This is a genomic window from Acidocella sp. C78 (assembly GCF_907164655.1).
The window spans coordinates 80520-99944 of sequence record NZ_CAJQZK010000069.1 but is presented as its reverse complement, the minus strand read 5'-3'; the positions used below and the strand labels follow the sequence as shown (position 1 = coordinate 99944).

Genomic DNA, 19425 nt, shown 5'->3' with positions numbered 1-19425 from the left:
TCGCCGCCCGCGCCCGCGCCGGCATCACCCGCGACCTCCCTTCCAGCTCGCCCTTTACGGGCCCGACCGCCTCGTCGTCGCCGATCCGGCCACGCACGAGCGGATCGACCTGCGCGCCTTCGGGCCCGCCAACGCGAAACAGTTCGCGACGCTGCTCCGCAACGCGGAGACCCTCAAACCGGGAGAGAAACCATGATCGGCAGCATCCGCGACATCGAGCTGCTCTGCTCGATCGACATCGAGCAGACACCCGAAAGCCTGCACGCCCACGCCATTCCCGAGGATGTCGAGATCCGCCCCGGCGATGTCGTGATCGTCCACGACATGCCGACCGCGATCGGCTTCGGCACCCGCCTGACCTGCGCGCGCCGCGCCACCCTGCGCCGCGCCGGCCCGATCGAGCGCTGGTGGGTCGAGTTCCGCTCGATCCTCGAGATCACGAGCTTTACGAGGTCGGCTTCATGCCGTTCGCCGAGGCCGAAGCCGCCCTCGCCGCGCCGGGAGCCTGAACCATGAACGCCAGAACCGCGCCCACGGCCGCCCCCAACGCGCAGACGGCCATCGCCCAGTCGAGCACCATGCTCAGCCCGCGCTTCTACACCACCGATTTCGCCGCCCTCGACCGGCTCTCGATCGAGCCGGTGCGCGCCGAGTGGGACCGGCTGATGGCCGAGTTCGAGGCCGATCCCAACAAGGGCCATTTCGTGCGGACCGACGAATTCGCCGTCGATCTCTCGAAAATGGAGCCCGAACTGCACCGCGAATTCATCGATTTCCTGGTCAGCTCCGTCACCGCCGAATTCTCCGGCTGCGTGCTCTATGCCGAAATCCGCAAGCGCATCGCCAACCCCGACCTCAAGGCCCTGTTCGGCTACATGAGCCGCGACGAGGCGCGCCACGCCGGCTTCATCAACGAGGCCCTGCACGACATCGGCATGAAGGTCGATCTCGGTTTCCTGACAAAGGCGAAGAAATACCATTTCTTCCGCCCGAAATTCATCTTCTACGCGACCTATCTCTCCGAGAAGATCGGCTATGCCCGCTACATCTCGATCTTCCGCCAGCTCGAACGCCATCCAGAGCTGCGGATCCACCCGATCTTCAAGTGGTTCCGCGAGTGGTGCAACGACGAGTTCCGCCACGGCGAGGCCTTCGCGCTGCTGATGCGCGCCAATCCCGGCATGCTCACCGGCACCAACCGGCTCTGGGTCCGTTTCTTCCAGCTCGCGGTCTTCGCGACGATGTACATCCGCGATCACGCCCGCCCCCGCTTCCACGCCGCCCTCGGGCTCGACCCCACCGCCTACGACATGCAGGTCTTCCGCATCACCTCGGCGATCTGCCGGCAGGTCTTCCCGCTGACGCTCGATATCGAGAACCCCGCCTTCCTCGCCGGGCTCGAAACCCTGCGCCGGCTCGACGTCGCCACTCTCGCCCTGCGCGAGGTGCCCGGCCCGCTCGCCCGGCTGCGCCGCGGCGCGAACGCCGCCCGCGCCGCCCTCGCCTTCGGCCGGCTCTACCTGATGCGCCCGAAGCCCAACGCCCTGCCGGCGGACATCCGCATGCAGCCGGTCTGGTAGGAGCCGCGCCATGCACCAGTATGTCATCCCCGCCGCCTTCGCCCTGTTCGTCTGGTGGTTCAGCACCGGCGCGATCATCTATCTCGATGGCCTGCCCCGCCGCACCTTCAAATGGAGCATGCTCGGCGCCAGCGCGGTGCTGCTCGCCTGCCTCTGGGGCCTGCACGACACCGCCGGGCGAACCACCGTCGGCGCCGCCTATCTCGCCTTCTTCTACGGCCTGTTCGCCTGGGGCTGGCAGGAAATCAGCTTCTACATGGGCTACGTCACCGGGCCGCGCCGCGCGCCCTGCCCGGAGAACTGCGCCGGCTGGCGGCATTTCGGCCACGCGGTGCAGACCAGCCTGTGGCACGAGCTGGCCATCATCGCCACTGCCGGCCTCGTCGTCGCCCTCACCTGGGGCCAGCCGAACCAGATCGGCACCTGGACCTTCATGGTGCTGTGGTGGATGCATCAGAGCGCCAAGCTCAACGTCTTTCTCGGCGTGCGCAACCTCAACGAGGAATTCCTCCCCGAACACCTGACCTTCCTGAAGAGCTTCCTGCGCAAGCGGCCGATGAACCTGCTCTTCCCGTTCTCCATCACGATCTCGACGGTGATCGCCGTGCTGATGTTCCAGCGCGCCGGCGCCGCCCCCACCGCCTTCGCCCGCGTCGGCGGCATGTTCCTCGGCACGATGATGTCGCTCGCCATCCTCGAGCACTGGTTCCTCGTGCTGCCGCTGCCGGCGGCGCGGCTGTGGAAATGGAGCCTGCGCTCGCGCGCCCCGGCGCGGCCCTTCGCGGTCGAGATCGTCGCCGGCTTCCTCGGCGCCGGCAAGACCACCTTCATGCGCCGCCGCCTCGCCATGCTGGCCGAGCAGCCGGCCGCCAGCCGCGAGAAAACCGTTGTCCTCGTCAACGATTTCGCCACCGTCGGCATCGACGGCTCGCTGTTGCGCGGCCAGGGGGCGGATGTGGTGGAGCTGCCGAACGGCTGCATCTGCTGCTCGCTGCGCGACGATCTCGCCACCCAGCTCGAAGAGGTGGTCGCCCGCTTCGCGCCCGACCGCGTCCTGATCGAACCCTCGGGCGTGGCCGACCTCGCCTCGCTGATCGGCGTCATCCAGCGCCCGACCATCGCCGGCTTCGTGCGCGACCTGCGGGTGATCACCCTGATCGATGCCGGCGCCTTCCTCGCCGATTTCGCCGAAATGCAGGCGCACCTGACCGTCCAGGCCCGGCTCGCCTCGCTCGTGGTGATCAACAAGACCGATCTCGTCAGCCCGACCGAGCGCCTGCTCGTCGAGGCGACGCTGCACCGCCTGAGCCCGGAGACCAGGCTGGTCACCGCCTGCTACGGCGCGGTGCCGCCGGCGGCACTCCGCCCCGATCCCGCGCCGGACGCCGCGCCCCCTCACGCGCCCCCTCACGCGCCCCCTCACGCGCACGATCACGCACACGATCACCACGCGCACGATCATGCCCACCACCACGACGCCCCCCACGATCATCACGACCATCACGATCGTGACGACACCGCCCACGGCCATCACGACGACCACGAGCACGATCACCACGATCACGACCACGGCGCCGCCGCCGGCTTCGCCTCCTGGCACGGACCGCTCGGCCCGCTCTGCGATGCCGAGGCGATCGGCCGGGTGATCGAGGCGGCGGCCCGCGGCACTTTCGGCCCGGTCGCCCGGCTCAAGGGCCTCGCCCGCGTCGGCCGCGGCTGGATTCAGTTCGATGTCGCCGGCCACCACGCCAGCATGGCCGCCTTCGCCGCCGCCGAGGGGGAATCCCCGCGCGTCGTCGCCATCGGCCGCGATCTCGATGAAACCGGCCTCGCCGCCGCCTTCGCCGGCTGCGAACTGCACCTCGCCACCTGATCCGTCACCGCGCGGCACCAACACCAAGAAAGGGAGGATACGCGCCATGGACTACGAACATTTCTTCCGCTCCCAGCTCGACCAGCTCCGCAGCGAGGGGCGCTACCGCGTCTTCGCCGACATCGAGCGCCATGCCGGCAACTTCCCCCGCGCCACCCAGCACGGCGACGATGGCGGCCGCCCGGTCACCGTCTGGTGCTCGAACGACTATCTCGGCATGGGTCAGCACACGGCCGTGCTCAGCGCCATGCACCAGGCGCTCGACCGCTGCGGCGCCGGCGCCGGCGGCACCCGCAACATCGCCGGCACCAACCACTATCACGTGCTGCTCGAAGCCGAGCTGGCGGACCTGCACGGCAAGGAAGCGGCACTGCTGTTCAATTCGGGCTACATGTCCAACTGGGCCTCGCTCTGCACCCTCGCACACAAGCTGCCGAACTGCGCGGTGCTGTCTGACGCCTCGAACCACGCCTCGATGATCGAGGGCATCCGCCACAGCCGGGCCGAATGCATCGTCTTCCGCCACAACGACCCGGCCGACCTCGCCCGCCACCTCGCGGCACTCGACCCCGCCCGGCCCAAGCTCGTCGCCTTCGAGAGCGTCTACTCGATGGATGGGGACATCGCCCCCATCGCCGAGATCTGCGACGTCGCCGACCGCTACAACGCCATGACCTATCTCGACGAGGTGCACGCCGTCGGCCTCTACGGCCCGCGCGGCGGCGGCATTTCCGAACGCGAGGGCCTCGCCCACCGCCTCACCCTGATCGAGGGCACGCTGGCCAAGGGCTTCGGCGTCATCGGCGGCTACATCACCGGCAGCGCCGCGCTGTGCGACTTCGTGCGCAGCTACGCCTCGGGCTTCATCTTCACCACCGCCCTGCCGCCGACGGTCGCCGCCGGCGCGCTCGCCAGCATCCGCCACCTCAAGACCAGCGACGCCGAACGCACGGCGATGCACGCCCGCGTCGCCACCCTGCGCCGCAAGCTCGACGCGATCGGCGTGCCGCATCTGCCCAACCCGAGCCACATCGTGCCGGTGATGGTGGGCGACGCCACGCTCTGCAAGCAGATCAGCGACACCCTGCTCGACCGCTTCGGCATCTACGTCCAGCCGATCAACTATCCCACCGTGCCGCGCGGCACCGAGCGCCTGCGCCTCACCCCCTCGCCACTGCACACCGAGGCGGATATCGACCGGCTGATCGACGCGCTGCGCCATATCTGGCGGGAGATCGAGGTCGCCCGCGCCGCCTGATCGGGCGGCGCCTCGCGCACGTTCCGATCCTTCCAGATCGGAACGTACTCTATCCCGTTGACAACTTGGAGCCTCGTCCGATCGGGTAAACCCGCCTGATCGGACGAGGCCCTGTTTTCCGCGGGCAGACCAAGGCTATAGACTGGCGGTCCCCGATCCCGAACCGACAGGGTGCCGCCGATGAACAGCAATCCCGCCCGGCCGGCACGCTGGCTGCGCGTCCCCCGCGCCCTGTTCGCCCGCCTCGGCCCCGGCTTGATCACCGGCGCCGCCGACGACGATCCGAGCGGCATCGCCACCTATTCCCAGGTCGGCGCCCAGTTCGGCTACACCCTCGGCTGGACGGTGGTACTCGCCCTGCCCTTCATGGTCGCGGTGCAGGAGATCAGCGCGCGGATCGGCCGCATCACCGGGCGCGGCCTCGGCGCGGCGATGGAGGCCCATCTGCCCCGCCCGCTCGCCCTCTTCCTGATCCTGCTGCTCGCCATCGCCAATGTCTTCAATCTCGGCGCCGATCTCGGCGCGATGGCGCAGACCGCGCACATGCTCGCCGGCGGCCCCGAGCGGCTCTACACCGTGGCGATCGCGATATTCTGCGTCATCGCCGAAATCCGCATCCCCTACCGCCGCTACGTCGCCGTGCTGAAATTCCTCACCACGGCCCTGCTCGCCTATGTCGCCCTGCTCTTCGTCCTGCGCCTGCCCGCGCGCGACATCCTCGCCGGCGCGCTGATCCCCCGCCTCAGCCTCGACCGTCCGGCCCTGCTCGCGCTGATCGCGGTCTTCGGCACCACGATCAGCCCCTATCTGTTCTTCTGGCAGGCCGCCGAGGAAGCCGAGGATGCCGGGCGCATCCCCGCCGCCGGCGCGGAGGTTGCCGGCGAGCTCGCCCGCATCCGCTTCGATACCTGGGCCGGCATGACCTATTCCAACGCCGTCTCGCTCTCGATCATCATCGGTACGGCGGCGACGCTGCATGTCCACGGCATCACCGACATCACCTCGGCGGCGGATGCGGCCAGCGCCCTCGCCCCCATCGCCGGCCCCTTCGCGCGGCTGGTCTTCGCCATCGGCATTTTCGGCACCGGCCTCCTCGCGGTTCCCGTCCTCGCCGGCAGCACCGCCTATGCGATCGGCGAGGCCCTGCACTGGACGGTCGGCCTCTCCCGCCGGGCGCTGGAGGCCCGCGCCTTCTACGGCGTGCTGGCCGTCGCGACGCTTGCCGGCGTCGGCATCGTCTTCTCGCCGCTCCCGCCGATCCGCGCGCTGTTCTGGCGGCGGTGATCAACGGCATCGCCGCGGTGCCGATCATCGCGGCGATGGTCGCCCTCGCCAGCCGCCCCGCGGTGATGGACGGCCACGTCCTGCCCCGGAAGCTACGGATCATGGGCTGGCTCACCGCAGCACTCATGGGCGCCTGCACCCTGGCGATGCTGCTGGTCTAGAGCATCATACGATCAGATGGAGTCATCTGATCGTATGAAGATGCTCGTTTTATCTGTACGCTAGAGCTAGAGCGCTACATCCGATCAGGAATTCCGCCGCTCGATCTCCACGCCGACCGAGTCCATGTCCGCGAACACGTCGAGCTTCTCGACCCGCACCCGCACCAGCACGACCCGCGCATCCGCGAGGCACAGCTCCGCCAGCCGTTCCGCCAGCGTCTCGACGAGCTGGACATGCCCCGCCGCCACCGCCGCCCGCGCGCCGAGCACGATCCGCTCGTAATCCACCACCCGCGCCAGATCGTCCCGCCCCACCCCGCCGCGCGACATCTGCGCGCCGGCGGCGTCGTGCTCCTCGCGCACCGCGAGATCGAGATTGATCCGCACCCGCTGCGTGCGGCCGAATTCATGGGCATGGACGCCGATATGCGCCTCCAGCACCATGTCCCGCACGAACATCCGCCGCAGCGCCTGCGCTGCGGTGGCAGGCGGGGCGGGAAAATGGCTTTCGTTCATGCTCCGCCCATGCGCCGCCGCGCCGCCAAAGGCAAGTGCGGGCGGATGCGCATCCGGCCGGGCAGACCCGCCCGGCCAGCGCGCGTCAGAGAAACCTCAGCCCGCGTGAACCCGGCCGCGCAGCTCGCCCGGCATGTGCATGACGGTATGGATCATGACATACCACTGCCCGCCCATCAGTTCCTTCGCCTGCGCCGACGTCAGCACCGCCGAACCCCTGATCGGCCCGGCCGCCATCGGATGCGGCGGCTTCTTCGTCAGCCACACCTGCACCCCCGCGTTCTGCCCGGGCTTGCTGATCGGCCCGTGGAAATGCGCCATGATTACCTTGCTGGTGAGGTGGCTGTAGGTCACGTCCCAGGTCACCCGCCGGGTCGCCGTGTTGAACGTGCCGTGCATCGCGCCCGTCGCGTGGGACATCGTCCCGGCCACCGGATGAAGCCGGGCGGAAAGCCGCACGGTCTTCGCCTGCGCAATCCCGGTCCCGCCGGCCAGCCCGGCCGCAAGCACAAATGCAGTCAAGCCTCGCCTGGTCACTCTCACATTCGTCTCCTGTGTGTCGATGCGGCGCGATCATCCCCTCGCGCCAGGGGGTGTGCGGGGCGGCCGCACCCGGCCACCCCACGAGCGGTCACGCCAATGGCGTGGTTACGATTTCGGGCTCCACAGTTCGCACCAGCCCTTGGGCGAAATCGCGCCGGCCACCGCCTTGCAGCGGCCATCCTTGCCGGCGGTCGATGCCGGGATGTACAGCGCGCAGCCGTCGCACTGATGGCCATCCTTCGGCATGTCCTGATATTTCACCGCGGACTTGGCCATGCCGGCCGCTTCCGCCGCCTGCGTGGCGACGATGCCGGCCACCGCGATGCCGGCGGAAATTCCGGCCGCCTTGCGCAACAGCGCGCGCCGGCCATTCTGTCTGCTCTTGTCGTCGGACATTGTCTCTGCTCCTGTTTTGGACTGTCCTCGAAAGGACAGGATTGGAGTGTGGGAACGAAACCCGGTACGGCAAGCACCGCGCCGGGTCTCTCCACTCTGCAAATCCAAACGTGGCAGGAATCCGGCGCTCGCGCGATCGTGACCGCGCGCCGCGAGCGGTCCCTTCAGGGCAGCAGCACGGTGCTGCCGGTGGTCCGCCGCGCTTCCAGCGCCTCGTGCGCCGCCGCCGCCTCGGCGAGCGGAAAGGTCTGGTTGACGCGGATCTTCACCGCCCCGGCCTCAACCACCCCGAACAGGTCGTTCGCCACGGCGACGAGGTCGGAACGCTTCGCCGTATAGGTCGCAAGGGTCGGCCTGGTCAGGAACAGGCTGCCCTTGGCCGAGAGGATGCTGATATCGACCGGCGGCACCGGGCCCGAGGCATTGCCGTAACTCACCATCAGCCCAAGCGGCGCCAGCGAATCAAGGCTCGGCCCGAACGTGTCCTTGCCCACCGAGTCATAGACCACCGGCACCATCGCGCCGTCGGTCAGCCGCTTGACCTCGGCGGCGAGATTGTCATGCCCGACGATGACATGATGCGCCCCGTGCGCGCGGGCGAGTTCCGCCTTCGCCTCGGTCGAGACGACGCCGATCACCGTCGCCCCGAGATGCCGCGCCCACTGGCAGAGAATGAGGCCGACCCCGCCGGCCGCGGCATGCACGAGAATGGTCTCGCCCGCCTGCACCCGGTAGGTCCGCCGCAACAGATATTGCGCGGTCATGCCCTGGAGCATCATCGCCGCCCCGGTCTGGAAGTCGATCCCCGCCGGCAGCTTCACCAGCCGGTCGGCGGCGATCACCCGCTCGGTCGCATAGGCGCCGACCGGCCCGCCGGCATAGGCGACGCGGTCGCCCGCCGCCACCTCGCTCACGCCCTCGCCCACCGCGACGACGACGCCCGCCCCCTCCATGCCGATCGTCGCCGGCAGATGCGGCACCTTGTAGAGGCCGGTGCGGAAATACACGTCGATGTAATTCAGCCCCACCGCCTCATGCCGCACCAGCGCCTCGCCGCGTCCCGGCTCCGGCGTGGGCACGTCCTCCCAGCGCAGCACGTCGGGTCCGCCATGGGTATGGATACGGATGGCCTTGGTCGTCATGTCCTGTCTCCCGGATTTTTCAGATGCCGCGGCGCGTCCGTTCGCCGAACGCAGCCCCTTCGAGGGTGAGCAGCCGGCGTTTCATCGCCAGGCCCCAGCCTTCCGCGCTACTGCCGCAATAGCCGCCGAGCCCGTCCGCCGCCCGCACCCGATGGCACGGGATCAGGATGGGGATCGGATTGGCCCGGTTCGCCCCGCCGACCGATCGCGCGCTGCCGCCCACGGCGCGCGCCACCTCGGCATAGGTTCTGGTCTGGCCGCGCGGAATGGCGCGCAGATGGTCCCACACGCGCCGCTGATACTCGGTGCCCGCCGGCGCCAGCGGCAGGTCGTCGTCAAGCGCGTCACCGTCGAAATAGCGCGCGAGGGCGGCCGCCGTCCGCCGCAGCAAGGGCGTCGGCTCGTCCGCCGCCGCATCCTCGCCGGCGCCGAAATCGACCGACACGATCGCCCCGTCCCGCTCATGCAGGACGAAACCGCCGAACACCTTATGCCGCATCGAAAGCTGGGCCACAGGACCTTCCCCATTTTCAGGCTCGTGGCCCATCCCTGAACGGCGCATCTCGGCTTCAGGGACCATCGGGCCACTAAAATACTGATTTTGCTCGTGTCCGCCTCATGTCGAGGCCCATCTGATCTCGTTTTGCGGACACTAGAGCCTCACCTCCGGAAGTCAAGCGGATGTGATCGCCCGCCCCTCACCGGTCCGGCGCCCCGCTCCGCCGGCGCCGCTCGTGCCAGGCATCCATCAGTTTCAGAACCGCCGCCGCGGTCTCCTCGATCGAGCGTCGGGTGACATTGACCGTCGGCCAGCCCCGCGCCGCGCAGATCCGCCGCGCCCCGAGCAGCTCCGCCTTCACCGCCTCCTCGTCGACATAGTCGCCGCGATCCGGCCGGAAGCCGCCGGCCGCGCCACCGCCGACCGAACCGCCCTGGCCCAGCAGCGTCAGCCGGTGCCGCCGGATCTCGATCAGCGGTTCGAGATCGATGAACAGCCCGACCACCGGGCAGGGCGGATCGTCCAGCATCGCGGGCGGGTCGATCCCCGGCACCAGCGGCACGTTCGCCGCCTTGATGCCGCGATTGGCGAGATAGAACGAGGTCGGCGTCTTCGACGAGCGCGACACGCCCACCAGGATCACATCCGCTTCCGCCAGCCCGCGCAGCGCCTGCCCGTCATCGTGCGACAGCACGAAATGCATCGCGTCGATCCGGCGGAAATAATCGGCATCCAGCACATATTGCCGCCCCGGCGTCGGCCGCGCCGGCGCGCCCAGCTCGTCGGCCAGCAGCTCGAACACCGGGTCGAGCACATGCTGGATGCGCACGCCGAGCCGCTGGCACGCCTCGTCCAGCTCATGGCGCAGCGCCTGGTCGAGCAGGCTGCACAGCACCGGCCCCCGCTCCGCCTCGATCCCCTCCAGCACCCGGTGCAACTGCAAGCGCGAGCGGATCAGGCTCCAGCGGTGCAGATGAATGTCCGCCCCCTCGAACTGCACGCTCGCCGCCCGCGCCACCGCGCCGAGCGTGTCGCCGGTGGCGTCGGAAACCAGGTGGAGATTGAGCCGCTTGCCGTCCATGCCCGGTTTCATAGCGTGGATAACCCGGGCCGCGATACCGGAGGCGGTGGAAAGCGGGGATGAATTTTCCGCCGCCCCTGCCGGTGGATGAATTCCGCAGGGTCTCCCGGCTTATGTGGAAAACCTGGGGGTTTGATGCAGAATCAGCAGATTGTAGGCCGGTTTTGCTTGTGGAAAACTTTGTGCAGAAAAATCCGGTTTACGGGGTTCCCCAGAGTTCACAGCCACAAGCCCTACCACCGTCCTTTCCTATAAGTCGAAATGAAGCTAGGCAGGTCGCATGACGGGACAAAGCGCGGAAAAACCGGTTCTCAGGGTGCTCGGGGGCGAGGCGGTCTGGCCGCCGCCAGTATGGCTGATGCGCCAGGCCGGCCGGTACCTGCCCGAATACCGCAAGCTCAGGGAAACGGCGGGAAACTTCATCGCCCTCTGCACCACTCCCGCGCTAGCGACCGAGGTTACCCTGCAACCCGTCCGCCGCTTCGGCATGGATGCCGCGATCCTGTTCAGCGACATCCTGATCCTGCCCTGGGCGCTGGGTCAGAAACTCCGCTTCGCCGAGGGCGAAGGACCCCGCCTCGAACGGATCGACGGCCTGCCCGCCCTGGAAGCGCTCGATCCCGCCGCCCTGCGCCGCGGCACCGAGCCGGTGATGGAAACCGTCGCCCGCGTCCGCGCCGGCCTCGCCCCGGAAACCACGCTGATCGGCTTCGCCGGCAGCCCCTTCACCGTCGCCTGCTACATGATCGATGGCCGCGGCGGCGATTTTCCGCTCACCCGCGCCACCGCCTATGCCGATCCCGCGCTGCTCGCCGCGGTGATCGAAACCGTCACCACCGCGACGATCGACTATCTCTCCTGGCAGATCGAGGCCGGGGCCGACTGCGTCATGCTGTTCGATTCCTGGGCCGGGCTGCTGCCGCCGGATCTCTTCCGCGCCCATGTCATCCACCCCACCGCCCGCATCGTCGAACAGCTCCGCACCCGTCATCCGGGCATCAGGATCATCGGCTTCCCCCGTCTCGGCGGGCTGATGACCCTGTCCTACATCGCCGAAACCGGGGTGGATGGCGTCGGGATGGACACGTCGGTCGATCCCGTCGCCCTCGCCCGGCTCGCGCCGCGCCGCGTCGCCCTGCAAGGCAATCTCGACCCGCTGCTGCTGCGCGCCGGCGGCATCTCGCTCGGCCACGCGGTGGAGCGGATCGCCCGCGGGCTCGAAGGCCATCCGCACATCTTCAATCTCGGCCACGGCATCGTGCCGGACACCCCGCCCGAGCACGTCGCCGCGGTGATCGAACGCCTCCGCTCGCTGGAACCCGGCGAGCTTGAGGAATCCGCCCTCGCCGCCACCTGAGCGCCATGAACGATTCCGAACCCGTCCTGCCGGTCCGCACCGCGATCGTGCTGTTCAATCTCGGCGGCCCCGATGGCCCCGAGTCGATCAAGCCGTTCCGCGTCAATCTCTTCTCCGACCCCGCGATCATTCGCGCGCCGATCTTCATCCGCTTCTGGCTGGCGCGGCTGATCGCCCGCTCCGCCCAGAAAAAGGCCGAGGAAGGCTACGCGCTGATGGGCGGCAAATCCCCGCTGCTCGACCTCACCCGCCAGCAGGCGGATGCGCTGGAAGCCGCCCTTCCCGGCGCGAAATGCTTCATCGCGATGCGCTACTGGCATCCTTTCGCGCGCGACGTCGCCCGCGAGGTCAAGGCCTGGAACCCCGAGCGCATCCTGCTTCTGCCGCTCTATCCGCAGTTCTCCACCACCACGACCGGCAGTTCCCTGGCCGACTGGCACGATTCCGCCGCCCGCGCCGGCCTCGTCGCGCCGACCACCACGCTCTGCTGCTGGTATGACGACCCCGATTTCGCCGCCGCCACCGCCGCGCCGGTGATCGCCACCTACGAAAAGGCCCGGGCCGAACTTGGGGCGGGAGCGAAAATCCGCCTGCTCTTCTCCGCCCACGGCCTGCCGGAATCCATCGTCAAGGCCGGCGATCCCTATCAGGAGGAGGTCGAGGCCTGCACTGCCGCGGTGATGGCGGCGATCGAGCGCCGCCTCGGCCACCGCCCCGATCACCAGGTCTGCTACCAGTCCCGCGCCACGCCGCAGAAATGGCTCGAACCCTCGACCGAGCAGGCCATCGAACAGGCCGCGAAGGACAACACCGCCATCGTCGTCATCCCCATTGCCTTCGTCTCCGAGCATATCGAAACGCTGGTCGAGCTTGACGTCGAATATCGCGAGATCGCCGACCATCTGAAGCTCCCCGGCTATTACCGCGCCCCGGCGCAGAACGACGATCCCGCCTTCATCGCCGCCCTGGCCGGCATCGCCCGCCGCGCCGTGGCGCATGGTCCGGGCCTCTGCTCGCATCGCGGCGGGCGGTCCTGCGATGCGCGCAACCGGGATTGCCCCTGGGCGCGCTATCGGGCAGTCGTGGAGGCATGAAACGCACTTTCGGCCTCGTCATCTTCGATTGCGACGGCGTCCTGATCGACAGCGAGCGCGTTTCCGCCACGGTCATCGCCGCGGCGATGACCGAGCTTGGCTTGCCGATCACGCCGGATGCGGCGATGGCCCGCTTCGTCGGCGTCTCGCTCCGCGCCATGCGCCCGATGATCGAGGCCGATCTGGGCCGCCCGCTGCCGGCGGACTGGAACACCATGCTCGTCGCCCGCATCGTCGCCGCGATGGAGCGGCACGCCGAGCCCATTCCCGGCGCGCGCGACATCCTTGAGCATTTCGACGCCGCCGGTCAGCCCTGGCGCATCGCCTCCAATTCGGCGGATGTGGAGATGGACGCGAAATTCGGCCGCGTCGGCTGGCGCGATCTCGTCGCCGGCCGCACCTTCTCCGCCCCGCGTCTGTTCCCCGAGGGCGGTCGCCCGAAACCCGCGCCGGATGTCTTCCTCGCCGCCGCGCGCTCGCTGCCCGCCGCCCCCGAAACCTGTCTCGTGATCGAGGACAGCGTCACTGGCATCACCGGCGCCGTCGCCGCCGGCATGACCTGTTACGGTTTTGCTCCGCACGGCAACGGCGAGCTTCTTCTCGCCGCCGGCGCCCACCGCGTCATAAGCGGCCACCACGAACTGCGCGACCTCGTCGCCGCCGCGATCGGAGCCAAAGCATGACCATCGCCGCCCTGGCACCCTTCTACCGCTGGGAACTCGCCTTCCACGTGATGTCGATCATCGCCTGGATGGCCGCGTTGTTCTATCTGCCGCGCCTCTATGTCTATCACTGCCAGCTTGCTCCCGGCTCGGCCGAATCCGCCCGCTTCAAGGTGATGGAACGCCGCCTGCTCAAGCAGATCGCCACCCCGGCGATGATCTCGTCCTGGACCTTCGGCATCCTGCTCATCCTCACCCCCGGCGCCATCTCCTGGTCGGCCGGCTGGTGGTGGGCGAAATTCATCTGCGTCATCCTGATGAGCGGCTTTCACGGCGCGCTCTCCAAATGGCGGAAAAACTTCCTCAACGACGCCAACACGAAACCCGAGCGCTTCTACCGCATCGCCAACGAGGTCCCGACCATCCTGATGGTCATCATCGTCATCATGGTCTTCGTGAAGCCCTGACGTCGCGGGATTATAGAACAAATTCCTAATTCCAGTATAGGAATACTATCCCAAATTACTTGATCAGGACAAAATTCCACATCCCCGCCACATTGGCGTCATCGAAACACCGGCTTTGCCCGATCTGCTGCCTCCGATCCACGAGGAGGAAAACCGCAGATGAACCGCTCCGCACTCCGGGCCGCCATTCTGGCCCTTGCCTTTGCCGGCCTCGCCACCGCTCTGGCCGGCTGCGTCTATTACCCCTACGGTTACGGTCCGCCCGGCTACTATCACGGCTGGCATCATGGCGATGACGACTGACGGCCCGCCTTGCGGCCTGGCGTGCCCCTAATATACAAACAACCGACTGGCGCGCATGGCGCCGTCCGCGCCAGACAGGGGAAACGCCAATGACCGCGAATGCGACGCCCGACACCGGAACCGACAAGGCGCAGGACGCCGCCTTCATCTCAGCACTCCAATCGGTCTCGACCGCGACGCTCACCACCGTCCTGCTGAAAAAAGGCCTGCGCAATGTCTGGCTCCGCGGCACGACGCCGCTCGCCCCCGGCCAGGGCCGCAAGGTCGGCCGCGCCTTCACCCTGCGCTTCGTCCCCGCCCGCGAGGATCTCGCCACCCCCGCCTCCTGGGCCTCGCCCATTTCCACTCGCGGCGCGATCGAGGCGATGCCCGAAGGCTGCATCGCCGTCGCGGATGCGATGGGCATCACCGACGCCGGCATTTTCGGCGACATTCTCTGTGCCCGCATGGGCAAGCGCGGTGTCGCCGGCCTCGTCACCGACGGGGTGATGCGCGATCTCGCCGGCGTGCTCGGTACCGGTCTGCCGGTCTGGTGCCGCGGCGCCGCCGCCCCGCCCTCGGTCGCCGGCCTCACCTTCGTCGCCTGGCAGCAGCCCATCGCCTGCGGCGGCGTCGCCGTCTTCCCCGACGACATGATCGTGGTCGATGACGACGGCGCCGTGGTCATCCCCCAGGCCCTGCTCGCCGAAGTGGTGCCCGAAGCCATCGAGCAGGAAGCGCTCGAGGCCTGGATCATGACCGAGATCGAACGCGGCGTGCCGCTCCCCGGCCTCTACCCGGCGAACGCCGAAACCAGAGCCCGGTACGAAGCCTTCCGCGCCAGCCGGAAAGCCTGACCATGTCGGGCTTGCGCAAGGGCCTGACCAGCTACGGCGATTCCGGCTTCTCGCTGTTCCTCCGCAAGGCCTTCATCAAGGCCATGGGCTATTCCGACGATGCGCTGGACCGCCCGATCATCGGCATCACCAACACCGGCAGCGACTACAACCCCTGCCATGGCAACAGCCCCGACCTGATCGAGGCCGCCAAGCGCGGCGTCATGCTCGCCGGCGGCCTGCCGATGGTCTTTCCCACCATCTCGATCGGCGAGAGCTTCGCCCACCCCACCTCGATGTTCCTGCGCAACCTGATGGCGATGGACACCGAGGAAATGATCCGCGCCCAGCCGATGGACGCCGTGATCGTCATCGGCGGCTGCGACAAGACGCTCCCCGCCCAGCTCATGGGCGCGATCAGCACCAACCTGCCCACCATCGTCGTCCCCACCGGCCCGATGGTGGTCGGCCACCACAAGGGCGAGGTGCTCGGCGCCTGCACCGATTGCCGCCGCCTCTGGAGCATGCACCGCGCCGGGCAGATCGACGCGGCGGAAATCGAAACCATCAGCTCCCGCCTCGCCCCCTCGGTCGGCACCTGCATGGTGATGGGCACCGCCAGCACCATGGCTTGCATGATCGAGGCGCTCGGCTTCTCGCTTCCCATGAGCGCCACCATCCCCGCCGTCCACGCCGAGCGCCGCCGCATCGCCGAGGCCAGCGGCAGGCGCATCGTCGACCTCGCGAAATCCGGCGCGCCCCGCCCGCGCGACCTCATCACGCCCGCCGCCTTGCGCAACGCCCTTACCGTGCTGCAAGCCATCGGCGGCTCGACCAACGGCATCATCCATCTCACCGCCATGGCCGGCCGCGCCGGCGCGAGAATCGATCTCGACACGGTGGATGCGATCGGCCGTTCCGTCCCCGTCCTGGTCGACCTGAAACCCTCCGGCGATCACTACATGGAGCATTTCCACCATGCCGGCGGAATCCCCCGCCTGCTGCGCGAGCTTTCGCTCCATCTCGATCTCGCAGCACCCACCGTCGGCGGCCGGACCATCGGCGAGATCGCCGAAGCCGCCGAAATCGTCCCCGGCCAGACCGTCATCCGCGGCGCGGACAAGCCGCTGAAATCCTCCGGCGCCCTCGCCGTGCTGCACGGCAATCTCTGCCCGCGCGGCGCCGTCATCAAGCAATCCGCCGCCTCGCCGCATCTGCTGAACCATACCGGCCCCGCCCTCGTCTTCGAAAATGTCGAGGACATGGCGGCCAGAATCGATTCGGATGATCTGGACGTCACACCTGACACCGTCCTCGTCCTGCGCAATACCGGTCCCATCGGCGCGCCCGGCATGCCCGAGGCCGGCTATCTCCCCATCCCCCGCAAGCTCGCCCGCGCCGGGGTGAAGGACATGGTGCGGATTTCGGATGCGCGGATGAGCGGCACCGCCTTCGGCACCATCGTGCTGCACATCGCCCCGGAATCCGCTGCCGGCGGCCCGCTCGCCCTCGTCCGCACCGGCGACCCGATCCGGCTCGATGTCGCGGCGCGCACGCTCGATCTGTTGATCGACGATGCCGAATGGCAGCGCCGCGCCGCGGACCACGCGGCGCGCCCGCAGCGACAGCCGCCCCCGCGCGGCTATGCCCGCCTGTTCGAAACCACCGTGCTGCAAGCCGATGAAGGCTGCGATTTCGATTTCCTCCGTGGCGAAGGACCCTGCGCATGAGCGAGCGCCCCACACTTCTGTTTCTTGGCGACCTGATGCCCGTCATCGAGACATCGCTTGCCGCCCGCTTCGACATTCTGGTCGATGACGGCAGCAATCTCGACGCGCTGATCGCCGCCCATGCCCCCAGGATTCGCGGCCTGGTGACGCGCGGCCGCCGCCCGACCGATGCGGCGCTGATCGCCCGCCTGCCCGCGCTTGAACTGATCGCCAATTTCGGCGTCGGCTACGACACGGTCGATGCGCACGCAGCCGCCCAACATGGTGTCATCGTCACCAACACGCCGGATGTCTTGAACGACGAGATGGGCGATTTCACCGTCGGCCTCCTGCTCGCCACGATCCGAACCATCCCCGCCGCGGAGCGCTATCTTCGCGACGGCAAATGGACCGGCGGCGCCTTCCCGCTCGGCCACAGCCTGCGCGGCCGGCGCATCGGCATCGCCGGCATGGGCCGTATCGGCCGCGTCGTCGCCCGCCGCCTCTCGGGCTTCGACCTGCCGATCGCCTATCATTCGCGCAACCCGATCCCGCATCTCGACTATCCGCATTTTCCCTCGCTCCGCGATCTCGCCGCGGCGGTGGATGTGCTGATCGTCGTGCTCCCCGGCGGTGCCGCCACCCGCCATGTTGTCAATGCCGAGGTGCTCGCCGCCCTCGGCCCCGACGGCATCCTGATCAACGTCGCCCGTGGCACCGTGGTCGATGAAGCCGCCCTGATCGACGCGCTGACGCATCGCAAAATCCTCGCCGCCGGCCTCGATGTCTTCGAAAACGAGCCGCATGTGCCAGCCGCGCTTCTCGCCTGCGACAATGCGGTTCTCGTGCCGCATATCGGCACCGGCACAAATCACACCCGCGGCCTGATGGCCGATCTGCTCATCCGCAACGTCATCTCCTGGTTCGACGGCAAGGGCCCGATCACCCCCGTCGCCGAAACGCCCGTCGCCGAAACGCCGGTCCGGATGCCGCCGCAATGAAACTCGACCATACCGCGAGCGGCGTCTTCCCCATCGCGCCCACGCCCTTCCTGCCCGATGGCGCGGTCGACACGCGCTCGATCGACACGATGTGCGATTTCTATTTTTCCTGCGGTGCCACCGGCCTGACCATTCTCGGCATCATGGGCGAGGCTCCCAAGCTCGATGCTGACGAGGCGTTAGCCATTTCCCGCCAGGTCATCGGGCGGAGCGAAATTCCCGTCATCGTCGGCGTCTCCGCGCCCGGCTTCGCCGCCATGCGCAACCTCGCCCGCGCGGTGATGGATGCGGGTGCCGCCGGCGTCATGATCGCCCCGCCGTCCTCGCTGCGCACCGATGATCAGATCGTGAACTACTATCACAACGCGATCGCGGCGATCGGGAGCGACATCCCGTTCGTGATCCAGGACTACCCGCTAACGCTCTCGGTGATCATGACGCCGAACGTCATCCGCCGCATCGTGATGGACCTGCCCTCCTGCGTGATGCTCAAGCACGAGGACTGGCCGGGGCTTGAAAAAATCTCCACCCTCCGCGCCTTCCAGCGCAAGGGCAGCCTGCGCCCGCTTTCGATTCTCACAGGCAATGGCGGCCTCTTTCTCGATTTCGAAATGGAGCGCGGCGCCGATGGCGCGATGACCGGCTACTGCTTCCCCGACATGCTGGCCGATATCGTCCGCCTCTCGAACGAGGGCAAGCGCGACGAGGCGCACGACCTGTTCGATGCGCATCTGCCGCTGATCCGCTACGAGCAGCAGCAGGGCGTCGGCCTCGCGACACGAAAATACGTGCTGCGGAAACGCGGCGCCATCGCGCACGACACCCAGCGCGCCCCCGCCGGCAAACTCACCGACACCGCGCGCGCCGAAATCGATTTTCTGATCCGCCGTCTCGCGAAGCACGAACCCCGCGCCCGTTTCTGAAGGAATCCACAGTTGAAAAACCGTTTCGAAGGCAAGACGGCGGTGATCACCGGGGGCGCTGCCGGCATCGGCCTTGCCGCCGCCACGCGCATCATCGCCGAGGGCGGCAACGCCATATTGTGGGATCGCAGCCGCGAGGCCATCGTTGCCGCCGCGCAGGAGCTGGGCCCCGCCTGCTCCGGCGTCGCGCTCGACGTGACCGACCTGCGCGCCCTTGAGCGTGCCGCCGCCGAGGTGGTGCGCGAACACGGCGCGATCGACGCGCTGATCGCCAGCGCCGGCATCACCGGGCCGAACGCGACCACATGGGACTACCCGCTGGATTCCTGGCGGCAGGTCATCGAGGTCAATCTCACCGGCGTGTTCTGCGCCTGCAAGGCGGTGGTGCCGCACATGCGCGCGCGCAATGCCGGGCGCATCGTCACCATCGCCTCCATTGCCGGCAAGGAAGGCAACCCCAACGCGCCGGCCTACAGCGCCTCCAAGGCCGGCGTCATCGGCCTGACCAAGTCGCTCGGCAAGGAACTGGCGAACACCCCGATCACGGTGAACTGCATCACCCCCGCCGCCGTCCGCACCGCGATCTTCGAGCAGATGAGCCAGCAGCACATCGACTACATGCTCTCGAAAATCCCGATGAACCGGTTCGGCACGGTCGAGGAAATCGCGGCGCTGATCTGCTTTCTCGCGTCCGACGAAGCCTCCTTCAGCACCGGTGCCGTGTTCGACATCTCCGGCGGCCGCGCCACCTACTGACGCGG

General features: G+C 68.3%; 22 protein-coding genes and 1 pseudogene. 17 read left to right on the top strand and 6 right to left on the bottom strand.

The window, feature by feature from the left end; translation table 11 throughout:
• The 7 genes and pseudogenes from ACIDOCELLA78_RS88050 to ACIDOCELLA78_RS88020 all read left to right on the top strand — a co-directional run.
• Positions 1-196 (top strand): annotated as a pseudogene (locus tag ACIDOCELLA78_RS88050) (hypothetical protein); the annotation flags it as partial.
• The gene (locus tag ACIDOCELLA78_RS88045) at positions 193-516 is read left to right on the top strand and encodes a hypothetical protein (RefSeq protein WP_249675711.1); all 324 of its coding nucleotides are present in this window, start codon (positions 193-195) and stop codon (positions 514-516) included. The pseudogene ACIDOCELLA78_RS88050 and the gene ACIDOCELLA78_RS88045, both read left to right, overlap by 4 nt.
• Positions 513-1580 (top strand): magnesium-protoporphyrin IX monomethyl ester (oxidative) cyclase, encoded by a 1068-nt coding sequence (gene acsF, locus ACIDOCELLA78_RS88040; RefSeq protein ID WP_201728541.1) that lies wholly within the window; start codon positions 513-515, stop codon positions 1578-1580. Before ACIDOCELLA78_RS88045 ends, acsF begins: the two co-directional genes overlap by 4 nt.
• A 10-nt stretch (positions 1581-1590) precedes the next feature.
• A complete protein-coding gene (puhE, locus tag ACIDOCELLA78_RS88035; protein ID WP_201728540.1) occupies positions 1591-3453 on the top strand; it encodes a putative photosynthetic complex assembly protein PuhE in 1863 nt (620 codons plus the stop codon).
• 46 nt (positions 3454-3499) lie between these two features.
• On the top strand, positions 3500-4711 hold the full coding sequence (hemA, locus tag ACIDOCELLA78_RS88030) for a 5-aminolevulinate synthase (protein WP_201728539.1): 1212 nt from the start codon (positions 3500-3502) through the stop codon (positions 4709-4711).
• Positions 4712-4891: 180 nt separating this feature from the next.
• Positions 4892-5995 (top strand): NRAMP family divalent metal transporter, encoded by a 1104-nt coding sequence (locus ACIDOCELLA78_RS88025; RefSeq protein WP_249675708.1) that lies wholly within the window; start codon positions 4892-4894, stop codon positions 5993-5995.
• A complete protein-coding gene (locus ACIDOCELLA78_RS88020) occupies positions 5992-6156 on the top strand; it encodes a hypothetical protein (protein WP_249675705.1) in 165 nt (54 codons plus the stop codon). The genes ACIDOCELLA78_RS88025 and ACIDOCELLA78_RS88020 overlap by 4 nt, the downstream gene beginning before the upstream one ends.
• Before the next feature lie 84 nt (positions 6157-6240).
• Here the strand turns inward: ACIDOCELLA78_RS88020 and ACIDOCELLA78_RS88015 are convergent, their stop codons facing one another.
• The 6 genes from ACIDOCELLA78_RS88015 to ACIDOCELLA78_RS87990 form a co-directional block, all read right to left on the bottom strand.
• Entirely contained in the window at positions 6241-6672 is a 432-nt protein-coding gene (locus ACIDOCELLA78_RS88015) for a dihydroneopterin aldolase (protein WP_201728538.1), read from the bottom strand.
• A gap of 96 nt (positions 6673-6768) precedes the next feature.
• Positions 6769-7194: a CHRD domain-containing protein gene (locus ACIDOCELLA78_RS88010; RefSeq protein ID WP_249675702.1), complete on the bottom strand. Its 426-nt coding sequence runs from the start codon at positions 7192-7194 to the stop codon at positions 6769-6771.
• 126 nt (positions 7195-7320) lie between these two features.
• Positions 7321-7611 carry a high-potential iron-sulfur protein gene (locus ACIDOCELLA78_RS88005; RefSeq protein ID WP_201728536.1) on the bottom strand — a complete coding sequence of 97 codons (291 nt, stop codon included), beginning with the start codon at positions 7609-7611 and terminating at the stop codon, positions 7321-7323.
• 164 nt (positions 7612-7775) lie between these two features.
• The gene (locus tag ACIDOCELLA78_RS88000; protein ID WP_201728535.1) at positions 7776-8753 is read right to left on the bottom strand and encodes a quinone oxidoreductase; all 978 of its coding nucleotides are present in this window, start codon (positions 8751-8753) and stop codon (positions 7776-7778) included.
• A gap of 19 nt (positions 8754-8772) precedes the next feature.
• The gene (locus ACIDOCELLA78_RS87995) at positions 8773-9267 is read right to left on the bottom strand and encodes a methylated-DNA--[protein]-cysteine S-methyltransferase (protein ID WP_201728534.1); all 495 of its coding nucleotides are present in this window, start codon (positions 9265-9267) and stop codon (positions 8773-8775) included.
• A gap of 184 nt (positions 9268-9451) precedes the next feature.
• Positions 9452-10333, bottom strand: coding sequence for a pyruvate, water dikinase regulatory protein (locus ACIDOCELLA78_RS87990; protein WP_201728533.1), 882 nt, complete (start codon positions 10331-10333; stop codon positions 9452-9454).
• 280 nt (positions 10334-10613) lie between these two features.
• Between ACIDOCELLA78_RS87990 and hemE the strand changes: the two genes are divergently transcribed.
• From hemE to ACIDOCELLA78_RS87940, 10 genes are all read left to right on the top strand, one after another.
• Positions 10614-11690 carry a uroporphyrinogen decarboxylase gene (hemE, locus tag ACIDOCELLA78_RS87985; RefSeq protein ID WP_201728532.1) on the top strand — a complete coding sequence of 359 codons (1077 nt, stop codon included), beginning with the start codon at positions 10614-10616 and terminating at the stop codon, positions 11688-11690.
• Positions 11691-11695: 5 nt separating this feature from the next.
• A complete protein-coding gene (gene hemH / locus ACIDOCELLA78_RS87980) occupies positions 11696-12784 on the top strand; it encodes a ferrochelatase (protein WP_201728531.1) in 1089 nt (362 codons plus the stop codon).
• Complete coding sequence (locus ACIDOCELLA78_RS87975; protein ID WP_201728530.1) at positions 12781-13467, top strand: HAD family phosphatase; 687 nt, start codon at positions 12781-12783, stop codon at positions 13465-13467. Before hemH ends, ACIDOCELLA78_RS87975 begins: the two co-directional genes overlap by 4 nt.
• Positions 13464-13913 (top strand): protoporphyrinogen oxidase HemJ, encoded by a 450-nt coding sequence (gene hemJ / locus ACIDOCELLA78_RS87970; RefSeq protein ID WP_201728529.1) that lies wholly within the window; start codon positions 13464-13466, stop codon positions 13911-13913. The genes ACIDOCELLA78_RS87975 and hemJ overlap by 4 nt, the downstream gene beginning before the upstream one ends.
• Positions 13914-14072: 159 nt before the next feature.
• On the top strand, positions 14073-14216 hold the full coding sequence (locus tag ACIDOCELLA78_RS87965) for a hypothetical protein (protein ID WP_201728528.1): 144 nt from the start codon (positions 14073-14075) through the stop codon (positions 14214-14216).
• Positions 14217-14305: 89 nt separating this feature from the next.
• A complete protein-coding gene (locus ACIDOCELLA78_RS87960) occupies positions 14306-15052 on the top strand; it encodes a ribonuclease activity regulator RraA (RefSeq protein ID WP_201728527.1) in 747 nt (248 codons plus the stop codon).
• Between the two features lie 2 nt (positions 15053-15054).
• Positions 15055-16761, top strand: coding sequence for an IlvD/Edd family dehydratase (locus ACIDOCELLA78_RS87955; RefSeq protein ID WP_201728526.1), 1707 nt, complete (start codon positions 15055-15057; stop codon positions 16759-16761).
• Positions 16758-17741 (top strand): 2-hydroxyacid dehydrogenase, encoded by a 984-nt coding sequence (locus ACIDOCELLA78_RS87950; RefSeq protein ID WP_201728525.1) that lies wholly within the window; start codon positions 16758-16760, stop codon positions 17739-17741. Before ACIDOCELLA78_RS87955 ends, ACIDOCELLA78_RS87950 begins: the two co-directional genes overlap by 4 nt.
• Positions 17738-18664 carry a dihydrodipicolinate synthase family protein gene (locus ACIDOCELLA78_RS87945; RefSeq protein WP_201728524.1) on the top strand — a complete coding sequence of 309 codons (927 nt, stop codon included), beginning with the start codon at positions 17738-17740 and terminating at the stop codon, positions 18662-18664. Before ACIDOCELLA78_RS87950 ends, ACIDOCELLA78_RS87945 begins: the two co-directional genes overlap by 4 nt.
• A 12-nt stretch (positions 18665-18676) precedes the next feature.
• Positions 18677-19420, top strand: coding sequence for an SDR family NAD(P)-dependent oxidoreductase (locus ACIDOCELLA78_RS87940; protein WP_201728523.1), 744 nt, complete (start codon positions 18677-18679; stop codon positions 19418-19420).
• Positions 19421-19425: the final 5 nt, after the last annotated feature.